Below are 18,143 nucleotides of genomic sequence, written 5' to 3'. Positions count from 1 at the left end.
TTGTTTGAAAAATCAATTTTAACCAATCCCGATAAAATGAATAACGCCATCCCGACTCATATCGAAATGGCATTATTCACATCGCTTCCTACAAATTAAACGAAGCTTTTAATATAAACAACCTTCCGGGGATGGTGTATGTGTTTGATGTAAATGTATTTGCCGATAGATATAAGGCGCTGTAAGTGCGGGTATCAAACAGGTTATTAGCTACCAGTTCTAAATCGGTTTTAATTTTGTTGAGTTTGTATTTGGCAGAAGCGTCGGCAAAAAAGTATTTCAGATCATTACCCTGGTTTTGGTGCGAAAAGTAATGATCTCCGGATAGTTTGAAAAACAGGTTGTTTAACGGCGCATAGTTAATAGCTCCTTGCTGCTGCAATTGCTCCACTTTTGACGAGGTAGTTACCGCCGACGATTTACTGGTAGTTTGAGTTAAATAAGCCTTATAGCTAAAATTAACTTTGTCGCTAACCTTCGATTCAACGCCTCCGTTCAGTGTTGTAGCAACGGTATTATAAGGCAGTATAATTCCGTTCTGTATCTGGTTGGAACGAGTGGTTTGCCAGGCTGCTCCCGCGCTGAAAGTTGTACGCAAACTAAAGTTATACTTACTGATACTGGAGCTGATCTGCCACGAATCATAACCATTCTCGAAAGATAAAACAATACGCTGGGTTAAAGTTGGCGTAACCACGCTCGATGATATATTATTAGCCACCGAATGTGTATACCCGGCATTCACACCAAAAAAGAATAAGGTAATGGCCTTACGGTAATTGAATCCTAACGATGCATTTTGTGTTTGGCGCTCGGTAAGGTCGGCATTGTTGGTGGATAGGCTCCGGTAATTTTTCAGGATATAGCCGTGGTAAACATCCTGTATATTCCCAATATCGTTACGGAAACTGTAGCCATAGCTAATGTAGTTTTCGATACCAGTTTGGTATTTACCCGATACGCGGGGGTTAAAGTATAAACGATTTACCGATCTATCCAGCTTATATAAACCATCCGAGTAGCTTAGTAATTGCAAGCTCAATGGCAGATCAATCGTCATTTTGAGCTTTTTGCCCGGTATATCATAACTGGCACCGGCATATAATTTAGTCCTGTTCCAATCCAAATTATTGATACTGCTATCCGATGTTGCCGTTATCGAATTGTTATATTGAACAGCATCCAACGATGATTGTAAAGTTTGCGATTGTACGCTAAAACCTACCTTATAGCTTTGCGTAAAAAAATCGGTAGGTATTTTGTACGATACATAGTTATTAGTGAACCATGTTGGGATGTTGGTTGTCTGCAATAAATTTGAGTAGGCCACACCTTTGTTAAACAGGATTGGTGTTAATCCCGGTTCAATGCTTCGGGTTTCGGGTTCGCTCATGTAATTAAGGTACGAGTACAGTTCGTATATCTTGTTGCTTTTGGTGGTATAGATCAGGTTAAACTCGTTCGATACATCAAAAGCGTTATCCTTAAAAACCTGCCCGGCAGATACCCCATTAGTCTTCAAACCAGATGTAGCGGTATTGTGGTTATAATCTGCAATAAAAGTATTGTTCAAATAGTACTTATCCTTGTTCTCATTCAACGTGATCTGACTGTGAAACAGATCGGGCTGGCGTTTATTTTGCTGTAGCTCGCTGTAGCGGATGGTGCCATTGGTTGAGTATAACTCCGTCAGTTTCTCATAAGTTTGATTTTGAGTATCGTGCAGGTATGATAGATTGGCCTTTACGGTAACATCCTTTTTCAGATGGTATAAGTTATTGAGGTTGATGATACCCGATTGATTGAACAAATACCGGTTACGCGGCAAATCCGGATCACCAGCCGTACCTAAGGAAAGTACCGTATTGGGTTTATCATTATCCAACCTGCTCAGGTACGATGACATATTAAACGAGGTGAGATCGTACTTAACATCGTACCCTGTATTGTTGCCTTTAAGATAGTTAATGGCTTTGTATTTATCTTTAAAAGCCATCGCGTTCAAATCCAGGTCGTATTTTCCCGGCACACCGGCGCCTACACTCTCCTGCCCTACCATGTGCACTTTGGCTTCGGGTTTAAAGGTAAGGTTCATGGCTACATCGTCGCTCACCACTTTATCTTTCAGGGCTTTAATGGGTTGGTTGTTCTCCAGTATCTGCACCTGGTCTACCGCCTTATTGGGGATGCTGTTCGTCGCTATATTGTATTTATCATCAAGCAAGTTATCGCCGCCAATATTTACGGTTGTGATGGCTTTGCCGTTGTAACTTATCTTACCATCATTAGCCACTGTAACACCGGGGAGTTTTTTAATTACATCCCCAATCACCCTATCCTGCGGACTGCTAAAATCCGAAGCTTTATAACTCAGCGTATCCCCGCTTACCTTTAAATGCGGGCGACTGTTTTTAATAGTAACCTCGTTAAGCAGTTTACTGCCTGCCGATAGTTTAAAGTTAACCGGAGTAGTCAAATCCGTTAAAGCACGGCTTTGCTTTTTAAAACCCACGCAGCTTACCTCTACAGATAAACCTGTTTTAGCTGCATCGGCAGGTATGGCAAGCGTATATAAACCTTTATCGCTTGTTGTGGTATAAGCCAGAATAACATTGCCGCTTTTTAATGTAATACTGGCAAAACCTACTTTTTTGCCCAAACTATCGGTTACGGTACCCGTAATACTCTGGCCCAAACAGGCAGCCGAAGCCATGGTGCACCACAGGCACACCACCAGATATTTTATGGCCGCTCTCATTTCTTTTCGGGTAATTCAAGCGGATTGTTGATCACGGTAACGGGGCCGTCAGCTCTTCTGATGTTGGTTGTAATTTGCCCACCACCAGGCCTAACATTCATACCAGAGCCAGCCATTGCCGATTGCATAAACGCGTTGGGATCTTTACGCATCGCTTCGCGCAAATTATCAAACTCTTTTGGAGTAGTGCGTACGCCATTATCTGGCAAAGCAATTATCGCAGGGTTGTCATTACCCCCACCCATACCATTAATAAACACATGCGCTCCACCGGGGGCTGCCATTGCTGTTTCTTCGGCAGGTTTAGTTGATTTGGCAACCTGCTCAATGCCATCAAATTTGAATTCAACGTCCTTTTTAGTGTCGTAAGCCTCAACAATTAAACCCGGTAAACCCGATAATTTCCACGGGCCGCTCCGGTAAGGCAACTCAGCACAAAACCAGGCAGTGTAATCACGGCCTTTAAAATGGCCGGTAGCTTTCTGGCAATTCAAATTGCGGATAGTCATGGTATCTGCGCTAATCTTCCACTGAATAACCGGGAAAGGTTCATCTATTAAGTAAGTAGTCATGATGCTTTCTTTCCTGATCATTTTACCCTCGTTAGGATATTGAAAATATTCGGAACTGGTACTTCCTCCGCGCGATGTTATTTTTATCGGGCCACCGGCTTGCATTTGTGCCATGGCATCTTTCCTCATGGCATCCATCTGCATCTTTCTATCATAGCTTTTATACACGCTGGCGTTTTGACCTACCAGCAATACCATGTTTTCGGTATAAGGCTTATCGCGGGCGTTGGTATCGCGTATATGGCTAAACTTGTAGTGTACTATAGCCAATGTTGAATCGGGCTTTTGAGCAAATGCCGGGATAGCCAGCACGATGCCTAACAGGATAAGTAATTGCTGTTTCATATTAATTGCAGGTTATAAGTTTATTGTTTTTGTTGCCCCTTTTGGGGATGATCATCAATCATAAAACAAATATAACTAATTACTTAGTTAAACAACTAATACCTTAGTTAAATTTAACAATTTTTAACAAGAAGGGGCGTATTGGATAAAAAAGCGATATTACGAGGAGGAACGACGCGGCGAGCTCTATATTTTACAGAGGCGGGCGCTAAGTGTAGAGCTTGTATTATCGATTTGCCTACGTAGAGATTGCCACGCTATCGCTCGCAATAACGCTGTGGGTCTATTAATCATACCAACCTATCCCGCATCACCAGCGTTTCGGCAATCACATCATGCAGGCATTGTTGTTTTTTGTTGAAGAAGCTCATGAGGTAGCCAACAAAGAATGTCAGCACCGAAAGTATTTTATATACATTGCGTTTAATGGCTTTTGAAGTATCTATATCCGAGCCATCCATATTGCAAACCCTTATTTTTAAAATCATTTTACCGTAGGTAGCTTGTTTGGGCGAAGCTTCCATTACAATGTGATAAATAAGGTAGGCTATTGGCACAACAACTAATAGGCTGGCTGTTAGCGTGGCTTTGATCATAGCGTTGCTGATCAGGATAACCGGGATATAGGTTATCGCTATAGCTATCCCTCCTACTATCAGCCAGTCAATTATCGCGGCAAGCACACGCTGATCAAAAGCGCCAAAGTATTGCGGGGCTACCGTTTGCAAACGGAAACCGAAAATGGAGCGCAGTTCGGCAATCTCGTGGGCTTCTTTGTAATCGTCCATGGCGGCGGTCTTTACAAAATCACCGGCTTTAATGCGCATGGCTTTAAGCTCGTCAATACTATACGGGCCTTCGGGTTTGCCATTCACTACAAGCAGGTATTTTTCGTCCATAGCTCAAAAATAGTAAAGGGAACAATAATATTGCTCCCTTTACTTATAATCAATTTTTAAGATGCTTAGTATTGAGTCACCTTGAATTTAGATAAACCACCGCTTAAGCGTACGTACATTTTGTTAGCAGCCTTTTCAAAACCAGGGGTTTCGTATTCATTATCGCCTACGTTTACAAAACCTTCTAACCTTTTTGATGATAAGCCAGAATCGCTGGTGATATGGCAGGCCGCGTTTTGAGGTATATCTAAAGTCAATTTGGATACACCGGTCTCTACTTCAATATTAGTTTCGGCAAGTGGCTGACCCATTTTCACTTTAAATGATGCCACACCGCCCTGGATATTTACCTTTTGCACTTTAAATTTACTCAAATCAAAGTTCACGTTTGATACTCCGGTTTCAACATTGATCTCCCAAATGGGTTTGGTATTTAACTTAATAAAAGCCTTGTTGGTACTGTGATTACCAAAGTTGAACGTGAAGCCACGGTGATGGTTCTCGCCACCATCCTGGCCAAAATCTAAAGTTTCGGTTAACGAGTCAACACTTGTGTTTAGGTTATAATTGCCACCATGAGCTTTAGTATCGGCTTCAAAAAGATTGCTGGTAGTATCGCTTATGGTATAAGTTGTAACGCCACCATTAATATTTAAAACCGCTTGTTGGATGGCGGGTTTATAGGCTTCGCTAAAGTGCGCGGTGCCTTTATCTCCAATATGGATATCATCTCTGTCGGTTGAGTCGTTATCATTGTCAAAATTACTGAAAGCGTATCTCCAATCGTTATGGGGATAATTATGATGACTTAAGCCTGTAACTATCAGTATGCCCATACCAATTATAAGCACAACAATTTTTACAGCGGTTGCCGTGCCTGTACGGTTGTTGGCAAATATGAGGTTCACACCACCAATTACCAGCAATATTGGCCATAGGCGGATCAGGCTGAGCCAATCAAAATCTATTACATTAATACTGTTTAATAAAAAAAGTACACCTATGATGACCAGGACCGTGCCCGGAATTAATTTATCGTTACGCATGACTATAAAGTTTGAGAATTATCAGTTGATGAGGAATCGTTATTGCTAAAATCGGTAGCTTGCTTATCCGCAGGGTGCTTTACCCAGAAACCAAACATCAATACCAAACCAATGATGATCAACACAACCGGCGCAACAACTCTAAGTCTGATCTCGGGGATCAGATCATATTGCTCAAGCATAATGTAAACTCCTAAAAATATTAAGATCAGGCCACCAATGTATCTGCCTGTATGATCTTTTCTTTTAACCCCAGTAATTGGTTGGGCTTGGTATTGAGGCTGCGATTGCGACGAATTAAAAAAATCATCTGATGGTGATACCATTGGTTTGGCAGGCACCACTATCCATAAAATAAAGTAGCCCAATACGCCACCGCCGCCCAATACCGCGGCTAATACAAATAACACGCGGACCAATGATACGTCCACATTAAAATACTCTGCTAAACCTGCGCAAACACCTCCTATTTTTTTATATTGTTCGTCGCGGTATAATCTGTTACTGCTCATAATTGTTAGTTTTATTTTGTTAATAATTAAACCTGGCCCGTTACAGGTTTTATTACGATCTCATCAACATTGGCGCCCGCACTCATGTTATAGGCGCAAATTATTGCCGAAGCAATATCATCAGGAGATACAAACTTGTCCGGATTAACATCTGTACCTTTCCACGAATCTGTTAATGTCGATCCCGGCAATATCGCTGTTACTTTTACGCCGTATGTCTGCATTTCGAGCCTCATTATATTGTTTAGACACAACAAGGCAGATTTAGTTACAGAATACATTCCGGCCTCAACAACAGGGCTTAATGCCGCTACAGAGCAGATATTAAAGATATGGCCACGGGCAGAAGCCATCATGGTTTTACCAAAGTAACGGTACAACTCGTACGATGGCATGAGGTTGGTATTCATCAGCCGTGTAAAGGTATCGTCTTCATCATCCAGTATGCTCGATGGTTCGTATATACCTACGTTGTTAACAATCACACTAATGAAACCCAACTCCTGCTCTGCTAATCCGGCAAAGGCCATCACCTCTTCTTTACGGCTGGCATCGGTTTGGCGAATAATTATGCGGATACCGGGGTTTATTTTTTTGAGCTCATCCTGTAAAAGCAATAATTCTTCATTGTTTCGGGAACAAACTGCTATGTTCAAACCTTGTTTAGCAAATGCTATAGCTATGGCGCGGCCCATGCCTTTTGTTGCTCCGGTGATAATTACGTTTTCCATGGTAAAATTGAGGATGATGCGGATTGTTATGCCCGCGCTTTAAAATTAGCTATTATAATGTAATGTATAGATGCGGATGTGCAAATTTGATAATGTGCAAATAATAGGAATTGTAAATAGTACCAGCCAATAAACCCGGCAGGACAAATGATTAGATGAAAAAACGTATTTTTACCACAATTAAAATTTAATAATGCTACTACACAGCTTAGGGAAATATATTTTATTAATGCGGCTAAGTTTTAAAAAGCCGGAAAAGTTTACCGTTTATTGGAAAGAAGTAATGCACGAAATGGTATCAGTAGGTATTGGCTCGCTGGGTATCATTGCCATTATTTCGGTATTTATTGGTGCTGCGGTAACTATTCAAACCGCTTTCCAACTCATCAATCCATTAATACCTAAAAGTGTTGTAGGCAGTATTGCCCGCGATAGTACGATACTGGAGTTTAGCCCAACCATATCTGCACTGGTACTGGCCGGGCGTGTAGGCTCAAGCATGGCATCGCAAATTGGCACCATGCGCGTTACCGAGCAGATAGACGCTTTAGAAATTATGGGCGTTAACTCGCCGGGCTTTTTAATATCTCCTAAAATTATAGCAGGCACGTTAATGATACCTTTATTGGTTATTGTATCGGTATTGCTGGGTTTTACAGGTGGTTTAATTGCTTGCTCATTATCAAACGAAGTATCAGCTTCTGATTTTTTAACCGGTTTGAGCGATGGTTTTAACCCGGTAATTGTTACGGTTTGCTTAACCAAAGCGGCCGTGTTTGGTTTTATAATTACATCAATTTGCAGCTTTCAGGGCTTTTATACTTCGGGTGGCGCTTTAGAAGTGGGCCAGTCGGCAACGCGTGGTGTGGTTTATAGTTGTGTGATGATCTTATTTTTTGACTTAGTTATTTCACGGATATTCTTATGATTGATATACAAGACGTTCATAAAACCTTCGGTGAAAACAAAGTATTGAAAGGTATCACCGTGCAATTAAAACCAGGTCAGAACAATCTTATTATTGGTGGCTCAGGCTCAGGTAAAACTACTTTACTTAAATGTATTGTTGGCTTGCACGAACCCACACAAGGCAAAATTATATACGACGGTCAGGATTTTACCAGTATGGATTTTGTGGAACGTGTACCCATACGTACCCAAATTGGTATGCTTTTTCAAAGCTCTGCCCTTTTTGATTCGATGACGGTGCAGGACAATATTATTTTCCCGCTTAATTTGTTTACCAAAATGCCTTATGCCGAAAAGGTAGACCGTGCCAATTTTTGTTTAGAAAGGGTCAACCTTGCCGGGAAAGGCGCTTTATATCCTTCAGAACTATCGGGAGGAATGAAAAAACGTGTAGGTATTGCCCGTGCAATATCCATGCAGCCCAAGTATTTGTTTGTTGATGAACCCAACTCGGGCCTCGACCCAAAAACATCTATCTTAATTGACGAGTTGATTGCCGAAATTACCCAGGAATATCAAACTACAACCGTTGTGGTTACCCACGATATGAACTCGGTAATGGGTATTGGCGATCACATTATTTTTTTAAACGACGGCCAAAAATGGTGGGAAGGCAGCAGCAAAGAAATTGCCCATACCGATAACCCCGAACTGAATAGTTTTGTATTTGCCAGCAAGTTTATGCAGGCCGCGAGGGAGAAATTGTAGGAGAGTCCGAAAGTCGGGAAAGTCCGTAAGACCGGAGGTTTTATTTTATTAAGGTATACTCGCCCCAAAAATCGGTGGTGTTAACCCAATCCTGGTTAATTTGATTGCCACTTATAGTTTGCTGGCCGTTAACATATCTTATCGTAAAACTCCCCTCGTAAACATACCTGCTACTGGCGCCATTTAACTTAACATGGTAAGCAAAGGGGCCGCGTTTATCCATCGAGAAACCGAGGTATTTGAGCGGGACAGATAGCTCATAGATGTAATTCATTTTGTTATCAAACCTTGATGAAGCCTGTACATTTTCTTCGTTATAAATAGATACCAGCGTATCGGCAATATCTTTAACACCTTTTATCAATATCAATTTTGATGTTGCATCAATATCTTTGTTAGCCAATCGCATCAAAGTATCTGCACGGCGCGACATCGAGGCTGTATCCTTAACATCCCGGTGCATCTTATCCACATCTTCGTTGATTCTGAACTGCTCCTTTCGCGGTATGAGCGGGAAGGTGATACTTACCTGGCCCAGGGTATCGTTCTTTTTTGCCGAGCGATTAATGATAAGCGTAATGCCCGCCATTATACTTTTTTTGATCATGTTGGCTTTTTCGGCTTTAACTAACAAGTACAAATTTTCATTATCGTTAGCTATGCTGTAATATACTACGGTAGCTTTGTTATAAGCCTGGTATTGCCCCCATTCGGTAGCCTTGCCGTCAATTTTAACATTGGCGGGGGCTCGTAATGGGTCTTTCTGAACGGCTGGCAAACGCTGTGCATGGGCGCTTATGCTTATCGCGAAAAGCAGACAGCAATAAATTATTCCTGACAAAGTATATTTAATGGTTCTCATTTTTCCGGATAGTTAATTAGTTAGTAAACAAAACTGCCATCGCCGCGGCGCATCATTGGTGCTCCGTTACGCTTAGGCGATCCGCTCCATTTTTGCAGAAAAACCGAAAAACTTATATATACATAGCGGCTCAGCACATTACTTTTTGTATTGGTGATGGATGTTGTTGATACCGTTTGGTTAATAAAATTATTCTGGTTAAAAATGTCAAATGCCTGAATTTTTAAGTTGCCCTGAATTTTGGGAAACAGTGTACGTTGCAGGTAAGCATCTACAACAAAAGGGTTATGGGTTAAATTGGCGCTTATACCCTCCACATAGTTTTTGCTGGCGTTGTAGCCTAATTTCCATTTTTTATAGGTGAATACACCATCAATAGTTAAGGCTGTAGTTTTGGTATCGGTGTTGCGGGCATTAGGCTGTGTAAAAAATGATCGTGCAAGCGTGTAAGATACCGATGGGTTGATCTCGATGGCTTCAGTGGGGTTTAGCTGTGGCCCCAATACTTCGCTAAAGCGCCAGTTATCGGCATGGTAACCAATATCATTACTCATAGATATATTGTGGTTATAACTCATGGTGCCATTTAAACGCAGGCTATATTTCTGATCGCTCAGTTGTTTAGTTATGCCATAATTGCCACTAACCGAATAAGCGCCGTTGAGGTTAAGGTAGTGCGTTTCGTTATAAAAGCTGCTGATAGCAGGTAGTGGTACCTGCAAAACGTTGCTCACTACCTGGCTGTTAACCATACTGGTATTGGCTGTAGCCGATAAGGTTAGCTTTGAATTTGGGATATAATTATTATACTGCAAACTCACCGTATGCCTGAATGATGGCCGCAGATCGGGATTACCCACGATGACGTTTTGAGGGCTTGATTTATCGGCAACAGGCTGGATCTGCGAAAACGTTGGCTCGGTTGGGCTACCGTTATAATTCATGCTTAGCCTATGCGTTTTAGAGAAAACGTATTGAAACCTGAAGATGGGTATAATGGTAAAATTTGTACGTGATGTTGTTGCGTTAAGGGTAACCTGGGTGCCTTCTAAAAGTGTTGGGATAGCAGTTACACCTAATGAATAATTGTATTTGGGTTTGTTAACTGTGTAATTTACCCCCAGGCGCGTTTCGGAAAATGAATAGTTGTAGATGCTGCTTAACGAAGGTACATGCACAATTTGATTGGCCCTGTTAATACTATCGGTTACCGCGGTATTGGCATAGCCGCGATAGTTAAGTACGGCATTAAATTGCAGCAATTCGGTTTTACTTAAGGGTTCAACATAAGTTAAATTGGTTGAGTAGCTGTTACTAGGGCTATTACGTGCTGTAATTGGCCGATAAATCGAATCCCTTTTAGTTGCCAATAATGAATCCTGATAAAGGGTACGTGTATTGCTTTCACTACGTTGCTTTTGGGTGCTCCAGTTGGCCGAGAACTGTGCCGAAAAATTACGCTTCTTCTTTTTAAACAGGTGCTGATAAAAGGCAGTACCACCGTAGTTTGCATAATCGCTTGAACTTAAACTTGTACCATTTGCAATTTGATTTTGATACCCAAACAACGTGTTTGAATATGTATTGGATGAGTTCGAACCCGAATAATTAAATGTTGGTGTGATCTGGATAAAATTGGAGCTATCGGCATTGATATCCAATTGCATGTATAAATTATGTCCCTTGCTACCGCTTTCACCCGAACTACTGCTCACAAAATTGGTAGTACCGTTTGAACTAAAGGATTGCCCATCGGCATCGTAAATATTATTGCTGTTGTAAAAGTTGTACGAATAGCTGCTGTTAAACTGCACCTTTTTACCCCATTGATCGCGATAGCCCATACTGGGCCTGCCATAACTGTTGCTGCCGCCAGATGCGCCGCTGGAATTATCACCAGCTACACCGTTTACCGTACTATTGAACGAGCCATTAAACCCTATTTGCTGGTTAGCATTAATACGCTGTACAAACGCGTTACCATCACTGCGGTCATTATTCCCCGCTGATGCGCTAAGGCGTGCCATGTTACCTATCGATCGATCGGCCTTGGTGGTAATGTTCAATACTTTGGTTGGGTCGCCGTCTTTAATACCGGTACGGGCTGCCTGTTGTCCGTAATCGTCAACAAACTGGGCCTTATCTACAATGGCGGCAGGCAGATTTTTTACAGCCTGGGCCACATCACCACCGGCAAAATCTTTACCGTTTAGGCGTGCTTTTTTCACCTCTTCGCCCATAAAGGTTACTTTACCATTTTTATCAACTTCTACATTTGGCATTTTTTTGAGGAGTTCATCAAGCGTTGCATCGGGCCTCACCTTGTAATTTGCGGCACGGTATTCAACTGTATCCGTTTTGTATATCACATCTGGTGTACCGTTAATTTTCACCTCGTTTAATACATGCTGCCCCTGTCCTAATATAATGGGGTTTAAAACAAGCTTGCGATCTAGATCACTCAATAGAAACTTACGCACCGTTGGCGCGAAACCCATAGCCTTAAAACTAATGCTGAATGTGGCTTGCTTTACATTTTTAAAAACAAATATCCCCCGCTCATTACTTGAAACATGTAGTGTGTCTTTTTTAGAGATAAGCGTAATGGTTACGCCGGGAATAGAATTATCAGATGAATCTTTAACAATACCGCTTACCTCCCTAAAAGGTAATGGGGGCGGGTCTGTTGGCTTTGCCCTGGGAGGGGATTGGGTTTGGGCAAACAGCTTCCCACCCAATAAAATTGTGATAATTAAAAATGTTATATTTTTCATTTAGATTTTGGGCTGCTTTGAAAATATACTCGCACCAAAAATCCGTATTGTAACCGGGTAAATGTTCATTATATAGATAGGTTTAGGTTTAACTATAATATTAGTTAAAGGTATATAAATAAAGATGTATTCATAATATGTATCAAAAAAATCATGCAAAATAGTTTTGCCTATATTTGCAGCCGCAAATACAACACATTAAAAGAATGATCCAACTACTTACCCCTACCCACTGGAAAGATTACGAATTGATTGACTGCGGCGACTTTGAGAAAATGGAGCGCTTTGGCAATCTGATCCTGATCCGCCCGGAGCCACAAGCGGTATGGAATAAGGGTTTAAGCGAAGCTGAGTGGACCAAACAGCATCACATCCGTTTTAAGGGCCGTTCGGCAACATCGGGCGAGTGGGTGAAAAAGAACCATAACCTGCCGGATAGGTGGAACATTGAATATAAAAACAATGATGTGAAGATCAATTTGCGCATGGCTTTAACATCGTTTAAGCATGTGGGCATGTTCCCGGAGCAAGCCGTAAATTGGGATTATATCAGCAAGCATGTGAAAATGTTTAAGGCCGAACAGCCTAAGGTATTGAACCTGTTTGCTTATACAGGTGGCGCATCACTTATCGCGAAAGCGGCCGGCGCCGATACAACACATGTAGACTCGATTAAACAGGTAGTTACCTGGGGTAACGAGAACATGGAATTATCGGGTATTAAAGATATCCGCTGGGTGGTTGAAGATGCCTTGAAATTTGTGAAGCGCGAGGTTAAACGTGGCAAAACTTACAACGGCATTATTCTGGACCCACCGGCTTACGGCCATGGCCCTAACGGCGAAAAGTGGAAACTGGAAGATAGCCTGAACGAAATGATGCACGACGTGGTTAAGCTACTTGACCCCGAAGAGCACTTTTTAATATTGAATACTTACTCATTGGGCTTTTCATCGGTTATTGTGCAGAACCTTATTCAAAGCGCTTACCCCAAAGTGGAGAATTTGGAGATTGGCGAATTGTATTTACAAGCTACCGCGGGTTCAAAATTACCGCTGGGCGTTTTCGGCAAGTTTTTCAAGCATAAATAAGGCGGCTACAGCATACTTTGTGCGATCTCCCTTCCATAACTACCTTATTTTGTATACCTTTTGTTACTGTATCAGTAAATTTGAGGGCGCAGTTTATATAGCTACCAATAAAAAACAGAATGGATCAAAACGTTAATCATAAGCTTATTATCTATCAGATGTTACCGCGGTTGTTTGGGAACACTAACACTACTAATAAATTTTACGGTTCTATTGAAGAAAACGGGGTTGGTAAGCTGAATGATATTAGTGATAAAGCCCTGCACCAAATCAAGGCGATGGGCTTTAGTCATGTTTGGTACACCGGTATTATTGAACACGCTACCATGACGGATTATTCCAAATTTGGTATTAAGCTGGACGACCCTGATGTAGTAAAAGGCAGGGCCGGTTCGCCGTACGCGGTTAAGGATTATTATGATATTGACCCGGATTTGGCGGTGAATGTAAAGAACAGGATTGCTGAGTTTGAAAGTTTGGTAAAACGAACTCATGCCAATGGATTGAAGGTTATTATTGATTTTGTGCCTAACCATATTGCCCGTACCTATAACTCGGACGCGAAGCCTAAAGGTGTGAGTGATTTTGGTGCGGACGATGATAAAACGAAAGGTTTTAGTCCGACTAATGACCTATATTATACACCGGGGCAGGCTTTTGCTGTTCCGCAGGGATATAATCCGGGTGGGGATGAGTTTCATAGTCCGTTGAAAACGGGGGTCTTTGACGAAAATCCCGCCAAGGCAACCGGGAACGATGTATTTAGCGCTACACCAAGTATTAACGATTGGTTTGAAACCGTTAAACTGAATTATGGTGTTGATTATATGAACGGCCGCCAAGGGCATTTTAACCCTACCCCACCCGTTTGGCAAAAGATGTTTGATATTTTGCATTACTGGACAACTAAGGGTGTGGATGGTTTCCGTTGTGATATGGTGGAGATGGTTCCGGTTGAGTTTTGGAGTTGGATAATTACGAAACTAAAAGCCGAATATCCTGATCTGGTATTTATTGGTGAGGCGTACGATACATCAAAATACGGTACCTATATTTTTACCGGGCACTTTGATTACTTATATGATAAGGTTGGTTTGTATGATGGATTGAAGCGCTTAATGCGTAACGAACCTGCTTGTACCATTTGGGATATCAACAAGGTTTGTTTCCACGAAAGCGCGGAGTTTCCGGAGCATATGTTAAGGTTTTTGGAGAACCATGATGAGGAGCGTATTGCTTCACTTCATTTTGCCGGGGATGCCTGGCTGGCTGTTCCGGCTATGATAGTTACGGCCACTTTGTCTGCAGGGCCGGTTATGATCTACTCTGGCCAGGAAGTTGGGGAACCGGCAAATGGTACAGAAGGTTTTAGCGGGACCGATGGACGGACCAGCATATTTGATTATTGGGGATTACCCGAGCATCAGAAATGGGTTAACGGTGGCAAATTTGATGGCGGAGCTTTGTCTGATTCGCAAAAGCAATTGCGTGAATTTTATAGCCGGTTACTGAATGTAGCGGCCAATAATGAGGCTATTACCAAAGGAGAATTTCATGAGTTAATGCTGCTTAACCTGCACGAGGGATATGGTTTTGATGAGCATACTTATGCTTATGTGCGTTATACGGATAAGCAAAGAATTTTGGTGGTGACCAATTTTAGCCGTACTGAACACGAGTTTAATGTGAAGCTTCCGGCTGAGTTATTGGAGAAATGGGGCATGGATGGTGCCATTGCTTTTAAAGATATGCTGGGTGAAAAGGTTTATCATACCATTGATGTGAAGCATGGGGTGGTGATGAAGATTGCCGCGGCGAGTGGGTTAGTGTTAAGCTTTTAAATATCTAAAGCTTTATTCAACTCAGCAATGCTCAGGTTTAATACCGGATGAATAAGGTCGGGCGCAATTTCGTTAAGCGGCACTAAGGTAAATTTGCGGTGTTGCAATTGCGGGTGCGGAACGATCAGATCGGGCTCGCTGATCACTTCGTTGCCATAAAAAAGGATGTCGATATCAATAGTTCTGGAGCCCCATTTTTCTTTGCGCTCGCGGCCCAATTGTTTTTCTATGCCTAATATGGTATGCAGAACGGCTTGTGCGGTAAGCAGAGTTTCAACTTCTAATACCTGGTTCAAATAATCGGGTTCATCGGTTTTGCCCCATGCCAAAGTTTGATGCACAGTTGATGCTTTGAGTACCGGGCCCACCTGTTTTTCTATTTCGGCTATAGCCGAATTTAAAAAAGAAGCCCTTTGGCCCATATTACTTCCCAATAGTAAAAAAACACTAATCATTGTTGTAACAAATATCGCAGTTAATGCTCTTATCCATATCTATTTAGTAATTTTGCATAGTTAACGCTTTTTAATATTTCATGAAACAATTCTTCAAATTTGTTTTCGCCACAATACTTGGCCTCTTTATTACTTTCTTTTTGCTCATCATTGTTTTAGTTGCAATTGTTGCTACCGCTACCAGCGATAAACCTACCGACGTAGCTTCAAACTCGGTTTTGCGTATAGCGCTTACCGCACCCATAAACGAACGTACGCCCGATAACCCGTTAGCCGGGTTAAGCTTTTTAGGCTTTGACGATAATAAAGTGATAGGCTTGAATGATATTTTGGCCAACATTAAAAAGGCAAAAACAGACAACAATATTAAAGGTATCTTTTTGGACGAGAGCTACATGATGAGCGGCCAGGCCACTACCGAAGAAGTACGTAACGCGCTGATAGACTTTAAAAAATCGGGTAAGTTTATTGTCGCTTACTCCGAAATATATACTCAAAGCTTTTACTACTTAGCATCGGTTGCGGATAAGGTTTACATGAACCCGAAAGGCATTTTTGAGTTTCATGGCTTTAGCTCACAAGTTATGTTTTACAAAGGCGCCCTTGATAAATTAGGCATTGATATGCAGATCATCAAAGTAGGTACTTTTAAAAGCGCTGTTGAGCCTTTCTTTTTAACCAAAATGAGCGATGCCAATCGTTTACAGGTGAATGCTTATTTAGGTTCGATGTATGATCATTTTTTGTCGGGAATAAGCGCGAGCCGACATGTGAATAAAGATTCGCTGTTTAACATCGCTAACAATATGTTGATACAAAACCCGGAAGATGCGGTAAAATACAAACTGTTAGACGGTCTGAAATACAAAGACGAACTGCTTGACGAGTTAAAACAACGCACCGGAGTTGATAAAAAGAAAAATATAAAATCGGTTAATATTGGTGATTATACTAAAGCCAATGGAAATGATGATAAAGATACGAGCAGCAACCGTGTTGCAATAGTTTACGCGGCTGGCGAAATTAATGGCGGCGATGGGGATGATAACAGTATCGGATCGGAAAAAATATCGAAAGCCTTGCGCCAGGTGCGTTTGGATGATAAGGTTAAAGCGGTTGTATTACGTGTTAACTCCCCGGGAGGCAGCTCGTTAGCGAGTGATGTGATATGGCGCGAAGTAATGCTGACCAAGAAGGTGAAACCTGTTATTGTATCGATGGGTGATTACGCGGCGAGCGGTGGTTACTACATTGCCTGCGCGGCAGATTCTATTTATGCCGAGCCAAATACCATTACCGGTTCGATAGGTATTTTTGCGATGCTGCCTAACCTGCAGAAATTTTTTAATGATAAACTGGGCTTAACTTTTGACGGTGTAAAAACCGGCAAGTTTGCCGATCTGGGCGATGTATCGCGCCCATTAACTCCCGAAGAGCGTTTGATACTACAAAACCAGGTTAACCGTGGCTATGATACTTTTACCAAAGCGGTTGCCGCCGGGCGACATAAAAGTCAGGCTTATATAAACAGCATTGGTCAAGGGCGTGTTTGGACAGGTAACCAGGCTATTAAAATAGGTTTGGTTGATAAACTGGGCAATATTAACGACGCGGTAAAATCGGCAGCAAAAAAAGCTAAACTAAAAGATTACAGCGTAGTGCCATACCCCGAGCAAACCAGCAAGTTTAAAAACTTAGGCAAAACCTTCAGCGTAGAAATGCGCGCGCAAATGGTTAAGGCCGAATTAGGCGATAACTACAAATACTACAACCAGGTTAAAGAAGCTGTGCAACGCAGCGGCGTGCAGATGCGGATGCCTTATGAGGTGGTGATCAAGTAAGAAGCAAGAAGTTAGAATCAGGAATCAAGACTTTTAAAGCCATTCGCGTTGCGGGTGGCTTTTTTTGTTGTTATAAAACTTCAATCACTTGTTCATGGATTTCAATTCGATTTTACACTTATCAAATATTAGCTTTTCCTCATCAAATTTTATTTGACAACGATTGATTGTATCATTATCAACTTTGGAATCTACTTCTTTTAAAAAAATGGGAATAATTGCATATTTACTCAAACGGTAAGTCATTAAAGCTCCACCAGCGAAACCTTGGTCTTGTTTATATTCAATATTATAACCGTTTAATTTCCATTTCTGGATGACAGTAATAGATCCTCCCATTGCACCAAAGAATGAGATAAACCCACAAATCAGAAATAAAAAGAATGTAGTAGTTAGGGCATTGATTATTTTACGTATGATATTTTTCAAATAAAAACTATAACCACACGCAAGTGAAATATAAATTAAAATAGCATATCCGTTTGATACGATATAAGAATAACCTGTTAAGGCTGGCAAAAGCAAAACTGCCGCAGCAATTAAAATATATAAAATCACTTTATCAGAAAAGTTATCCTTTATTAACAGGCCTAATATTGGAAAAGTAGAAAAAAATAAAATTAATTCGGGATGTTCCACTACATACATCATAATTGTCAATTTTTGGAAAGATAATTAAATTATTATAAGAGTTCTATAGGCGTTAATGTATTTCCAAATCCACCTTATCTCAGATCAA

At 41.4% G+C, this 18,143-nt stretch carries 15 protein-coding genes; 5 read left to right on the top strand and 10 right to left on the bottom strand.

The features are described from left to right. Window positions 1-88: 88 nt before the first annotated feature. The 6 genes from ABIN91_RS08235 to ABIN91_RS08210 all read right to left on the bottom strand — a co-directional run bounded on the left by ABIN91_RS08235 (window position 89) and on the right by ABIN91_RS08210 (window position 6,863). Window positions 89-2,758, bottom strand: a complete 2,670-nt coding sequence (locus tag ABIN91_RS08235; protein WP_348050393.1) for a hypothetical protein — start codon at window positions 2,756-2,758, stop codon at window positions 89-91. Further along, a complete protein-coding gene (locus tag ABIN91_RS08230; RefSeq protein WP_348050391.1) occupies window positions 2,755-3,675 on the bottom strand; it encodes a GLPGLI family protein in 921 nt (306 codons plus the stop codon). Before ABIN91_RS08230 ends, ABIN91_RS08235 begins: the two co-directional genes overlap by 4 nt. Before the next feature lie 290 nt (window positions 3,676-3,965). Continuing rightward, window positions 3,966-4,574: an RDD family protein gene (locus ABIN91_RS08225; protein WP_348050389.1), complete on the bottom strand. Its 609-nt coding sequence runs from the start codon at window positions 4,572-4,574 to the stop codon at window positions 3,966-3,968. A 65-nt stretch (window positions 4,575-4,639) separates the two neighbouring features. After that, window positions 4,640-5,620: a DUF5668 domain-containing protein gene (locus ABIN91_RS08220; protein ID WP_348050387.1), complete on the bottom strand. Its 981-nt coding sequence runs from the start codon at window positions 5,618-5,620 to the stop codon at window positions 4,640-4,642. Between the two features lie 2 nt (window positions 5,621-5,622). Further along, window positions 5,623-6,132: a PspC domain-containing protein gene (locus tag ABIN91_RS08215; protein WP_348050385.1), complete on the bottom strand. Its 510-nt coding sequence runs from the start codon at window positions 6,130-6,132 to the stop codon at window positions 5,623-5,625. Between the two features lie 26 nt (window positions 6,133-6,158). Then, the gene (locus ABIN91_RS08210; protein ID WP_348050383.1) at window positions 6,159-6,863 is read right to left on the bottom strand and encodes an SDR family oxidoreductase; all 705 of its coding nucleotides are present in this window, start codon (window positions 6,861-6,863) and stop codon (window positions 6,159-6,161) included. 193 nt (window positions 6,864-7,056) lie between these two features. On the opposite strand from ABIN91_RS08210, the gene ABIN91_RS08205 reads away from it, so the two are divergent. Beyond that, the gene (locus ABIN91_RS08205; protein ID WP_348050381.1) at window positions 7,057-7,791 is read left to right on the top strand and encodes an ABC transporter permease; all 735 of its coding nucleotides are present in this window, start codon (window positions 7,057-7,059) and stop codon (window positions 7,789-7,791) included. Further along, complete coding sequence (locus ABIN91_RS08200; RefSeq protein WP_348050379.1) at window positions 7,788-8,540, top strand: ATP-binding cassette domain-containing protein; 753 nt, start codon at window positions 7,788-7,790, stop codon at window positions 8,538-8,540. The genes ABIN91_RS08205 and ABIN91_RS08200 overlap by 4 nt, the downstream gene beginning before the upstream one ends. 40 nt (window positions 8,541-8,580) lie before the next feature. On the opposite strand, the gene ABIN91_RS08195 is transcribed toward ABIN91_RS08200, so the two are convergent. Both ABIN91_RS08195 and ABIN91_RS08190 read right to left on the bottom strand, forming a co-directional pair. Then, window positions 8,581-9,402, bottom strand: a complete 822-nt coding sequence (locus tag ABIN91_RS08195; RefSeq protein ID WP_348050377.1) for a hypothetical protein — start codon at window positions 9,400-9,402, stop codon at window positions 8,581-8,583. 20 nt (window positions 9,403-9,422) lie between these two features. Then, the gene (locus tag ABIN91_RS08190) at window positions 9,423-12,176 is read right to left on the bottom strand and encodes a TonB-dependent receptor (RefSeq protein WP_348050375.1); all 2,754 of its coding nucleotides are present in this window, start codon (window positions 12,174-12,176) and stop codon (window positions 9,423-9,425) included. 206 nt (window positions 12,177-12,382) lie between these two features. On the opposite strand from ABIN91_RS08190, the gene ABIN91_RS08185 reads away from it, so the two are divergent. Together ABIN91_RS08185 and ABIN91_RS08180 are read left to right on the top strand one after the other, a co-directional pair. Continuing rightward, window positions 12,383-13,267 (top strand): class I SAM-dependent methyltransferase, encoded by an 885-nt coding sequence (locus ABIN91_RS08185; RefSeq protein WP_348050373.1) that lies wholly within the window; start codon window positions 12,383-12,385, stop codon window positions 13,265-13,267. 119 nt (window positions 13,268-13,386) lie between these two features. Then, window positions 13,387-15,108, top strand: coding sequence for an alpha-amylase family glycosyl hydrolase (locus ABIN91_RS08180; protein WP_348050371.1), 1,722 nt, complete (start codon window positions 13,387-13,389; stop codon window positions 15,106-15,108). Here the strand turns inward: ABIN91_RS08180 and folK are convergent. Continuing rightward, window positions 15,105-15,563 (bottom strand): 2-amino-4-hydroxy-6-hydroxymethyldihydropteridine diphosphokinase, encoded by a 459-nt coding sequence (gene folK, locus ABIN91_RS08175; protein ID WP_348050369.1) that lies wholly within the window; start codon window positions 15,561-15,563, stop codon window positions 15,105-15,107. The genes ABIN91_RS08180 and folK overlap by 4 nt on opposite strands. Before the next feature lie 80 nt (window positions 15,564-15,643). Here folK and sppA point away from each other — a divergent pair, with 80 nt between their 5' ends. Next, complete coding sequence (gene sppA, locus ABIN91_RS08170) at window positions 15,644-17,404, top strand: signal peptide peptidase SppA (RefSeq protein WP_348050367.1); 1,761 nt, start codon at window positions 15,644-15,646, stop codon at window positions 17,402-17,404. 84 nt (window positions 17,405-17,488) lie between these two features. Here the strand turns inward: sppA and ABIN91_RS08165 are convergent, their stop codons facing one another. Further along, window positions 17,489-18,043, bottom strand: coding sequence for a hypothetical protein (locus tag ABIN91_RS08165; RefSeq protein ID WP_348050365.1), 555 nt, complete (start codon window positions 18,041-18,043; stop codon window positions 17,489-17,491). Window positions 18,044-18,143: the final 100 nt, after the last annotated feature.

This window comes from Mucilaginibacter sp., from assembly GCF_039921305.1.
Classification (GTDB): Bacteria; Bacteroidota; Bacteroidia; order Sphingobacteriales; family Sphingobacteriaceae; genus Mucilaginibacter.
This window is presented reverse-complemented; position numbering and strand designations above follow the sequence as displayed.

Excerpts from the sequence above, each read along its gene's own strand:
- ABIN91_RS08235 (WP_348050393.1), bottom strand. The coding sequence starts at position 2,758 with ATGAGAGCGGCCATAAAATATCTGGTGGTGTGCCTGTGGTGCACCATG.
- ABIN91_RS08230 (WP_348050391.1), bottom strand. The coding sequence starts at position 3,675 with ATGAAACAGCAATTACTTATCCTGTTAGGCATCGTGCTGGCTATCCCG.
- ABIN91_RS08225 (WP_348050389.1), bottom strand. The coding sequence starts at position 4,574 with ATGGACGAAAAATACCTGCTTGTAGTGAATGGCAAACCCGAAGGCCCG.
- ABIN91_RS08220 (WP_348050387.1), bottom strand. The coding sequence starts at position 5,620 with ATGCGTAACGATAAATTAATTCCGGGCACGGTCCTGGTCATCATAGGT.
- ABIN91_RS08215 (WP_348050385.1), bottom strand. The coding sequence starts at position 6,132 with ATGAGCAGTAACAGATTATACCGCGACGAACAATATAAAAAAATAGGA.
- ABIN91_RS08210 (WP_348050383.1), bottom strand. The coding sequence starts at position 6,863 with ATGGAAAACGTAATTATCACCGGAGCAACAAAAGGCATGGGCCGCGCC.
- ABIN91_RS08205 (WP_348050381.1), top strand. The coding sequence starts at position 7,057 with ATGCTACTACACAGCTTAGGGAAATATATTTTATTAATGCGGCTAAGT.
- ABIN91_RS08200 (WP_348050379.1), top strand. The coding sequence starts at position 7,788 with ATGATTGATATACAAGACGTTCATAAAACCTTCGGTGAAAACAAAGTA.
- ABIN91_RS08195 (WP_348050377.1), bottom strand. The coding sequence starts at position 9,402 with ATGAGAACCATTAAATATACTTTGTCAGGAATAATTTATTGCTGTCTG.
- ABIN91_RS08190 (WP_348050375.1), bottom strand. The coding sequence starts at position 12,176 with ATGAAAAATATAACATTTTTAATTATCACAATTTTATTGGGTGGGAAG.
- ABIN91_RS08185 (WP_348050373.1), top strand. The coding sequence starts at position 12,383 with ATGATCCAACTACTTACCCCTACCCACTGGAAAGATTACGAATTGATT.
- ABIN91_RS08180 (WP_348050371.1), top strand. The coding sequence starts at position 13,387 with ATGGATCAAAACGTTAATCATAAGCTTATTATCTATCAGATGTTACCG.
- folK (WP_348050369.1), bottom strand. The coding sequence starts at position 15,563 with ATGATTAGTGTTTTTTTACTATTGGGAAGTAATATGGGCCAAAGGGCT.
- sppA (WP_348050367.1), top strand. The coding sequence starts at position 15,644 with ATGAAACAATTCTTCAAATTTGTTTTCGCCACAATACTTGGCCTCTTT.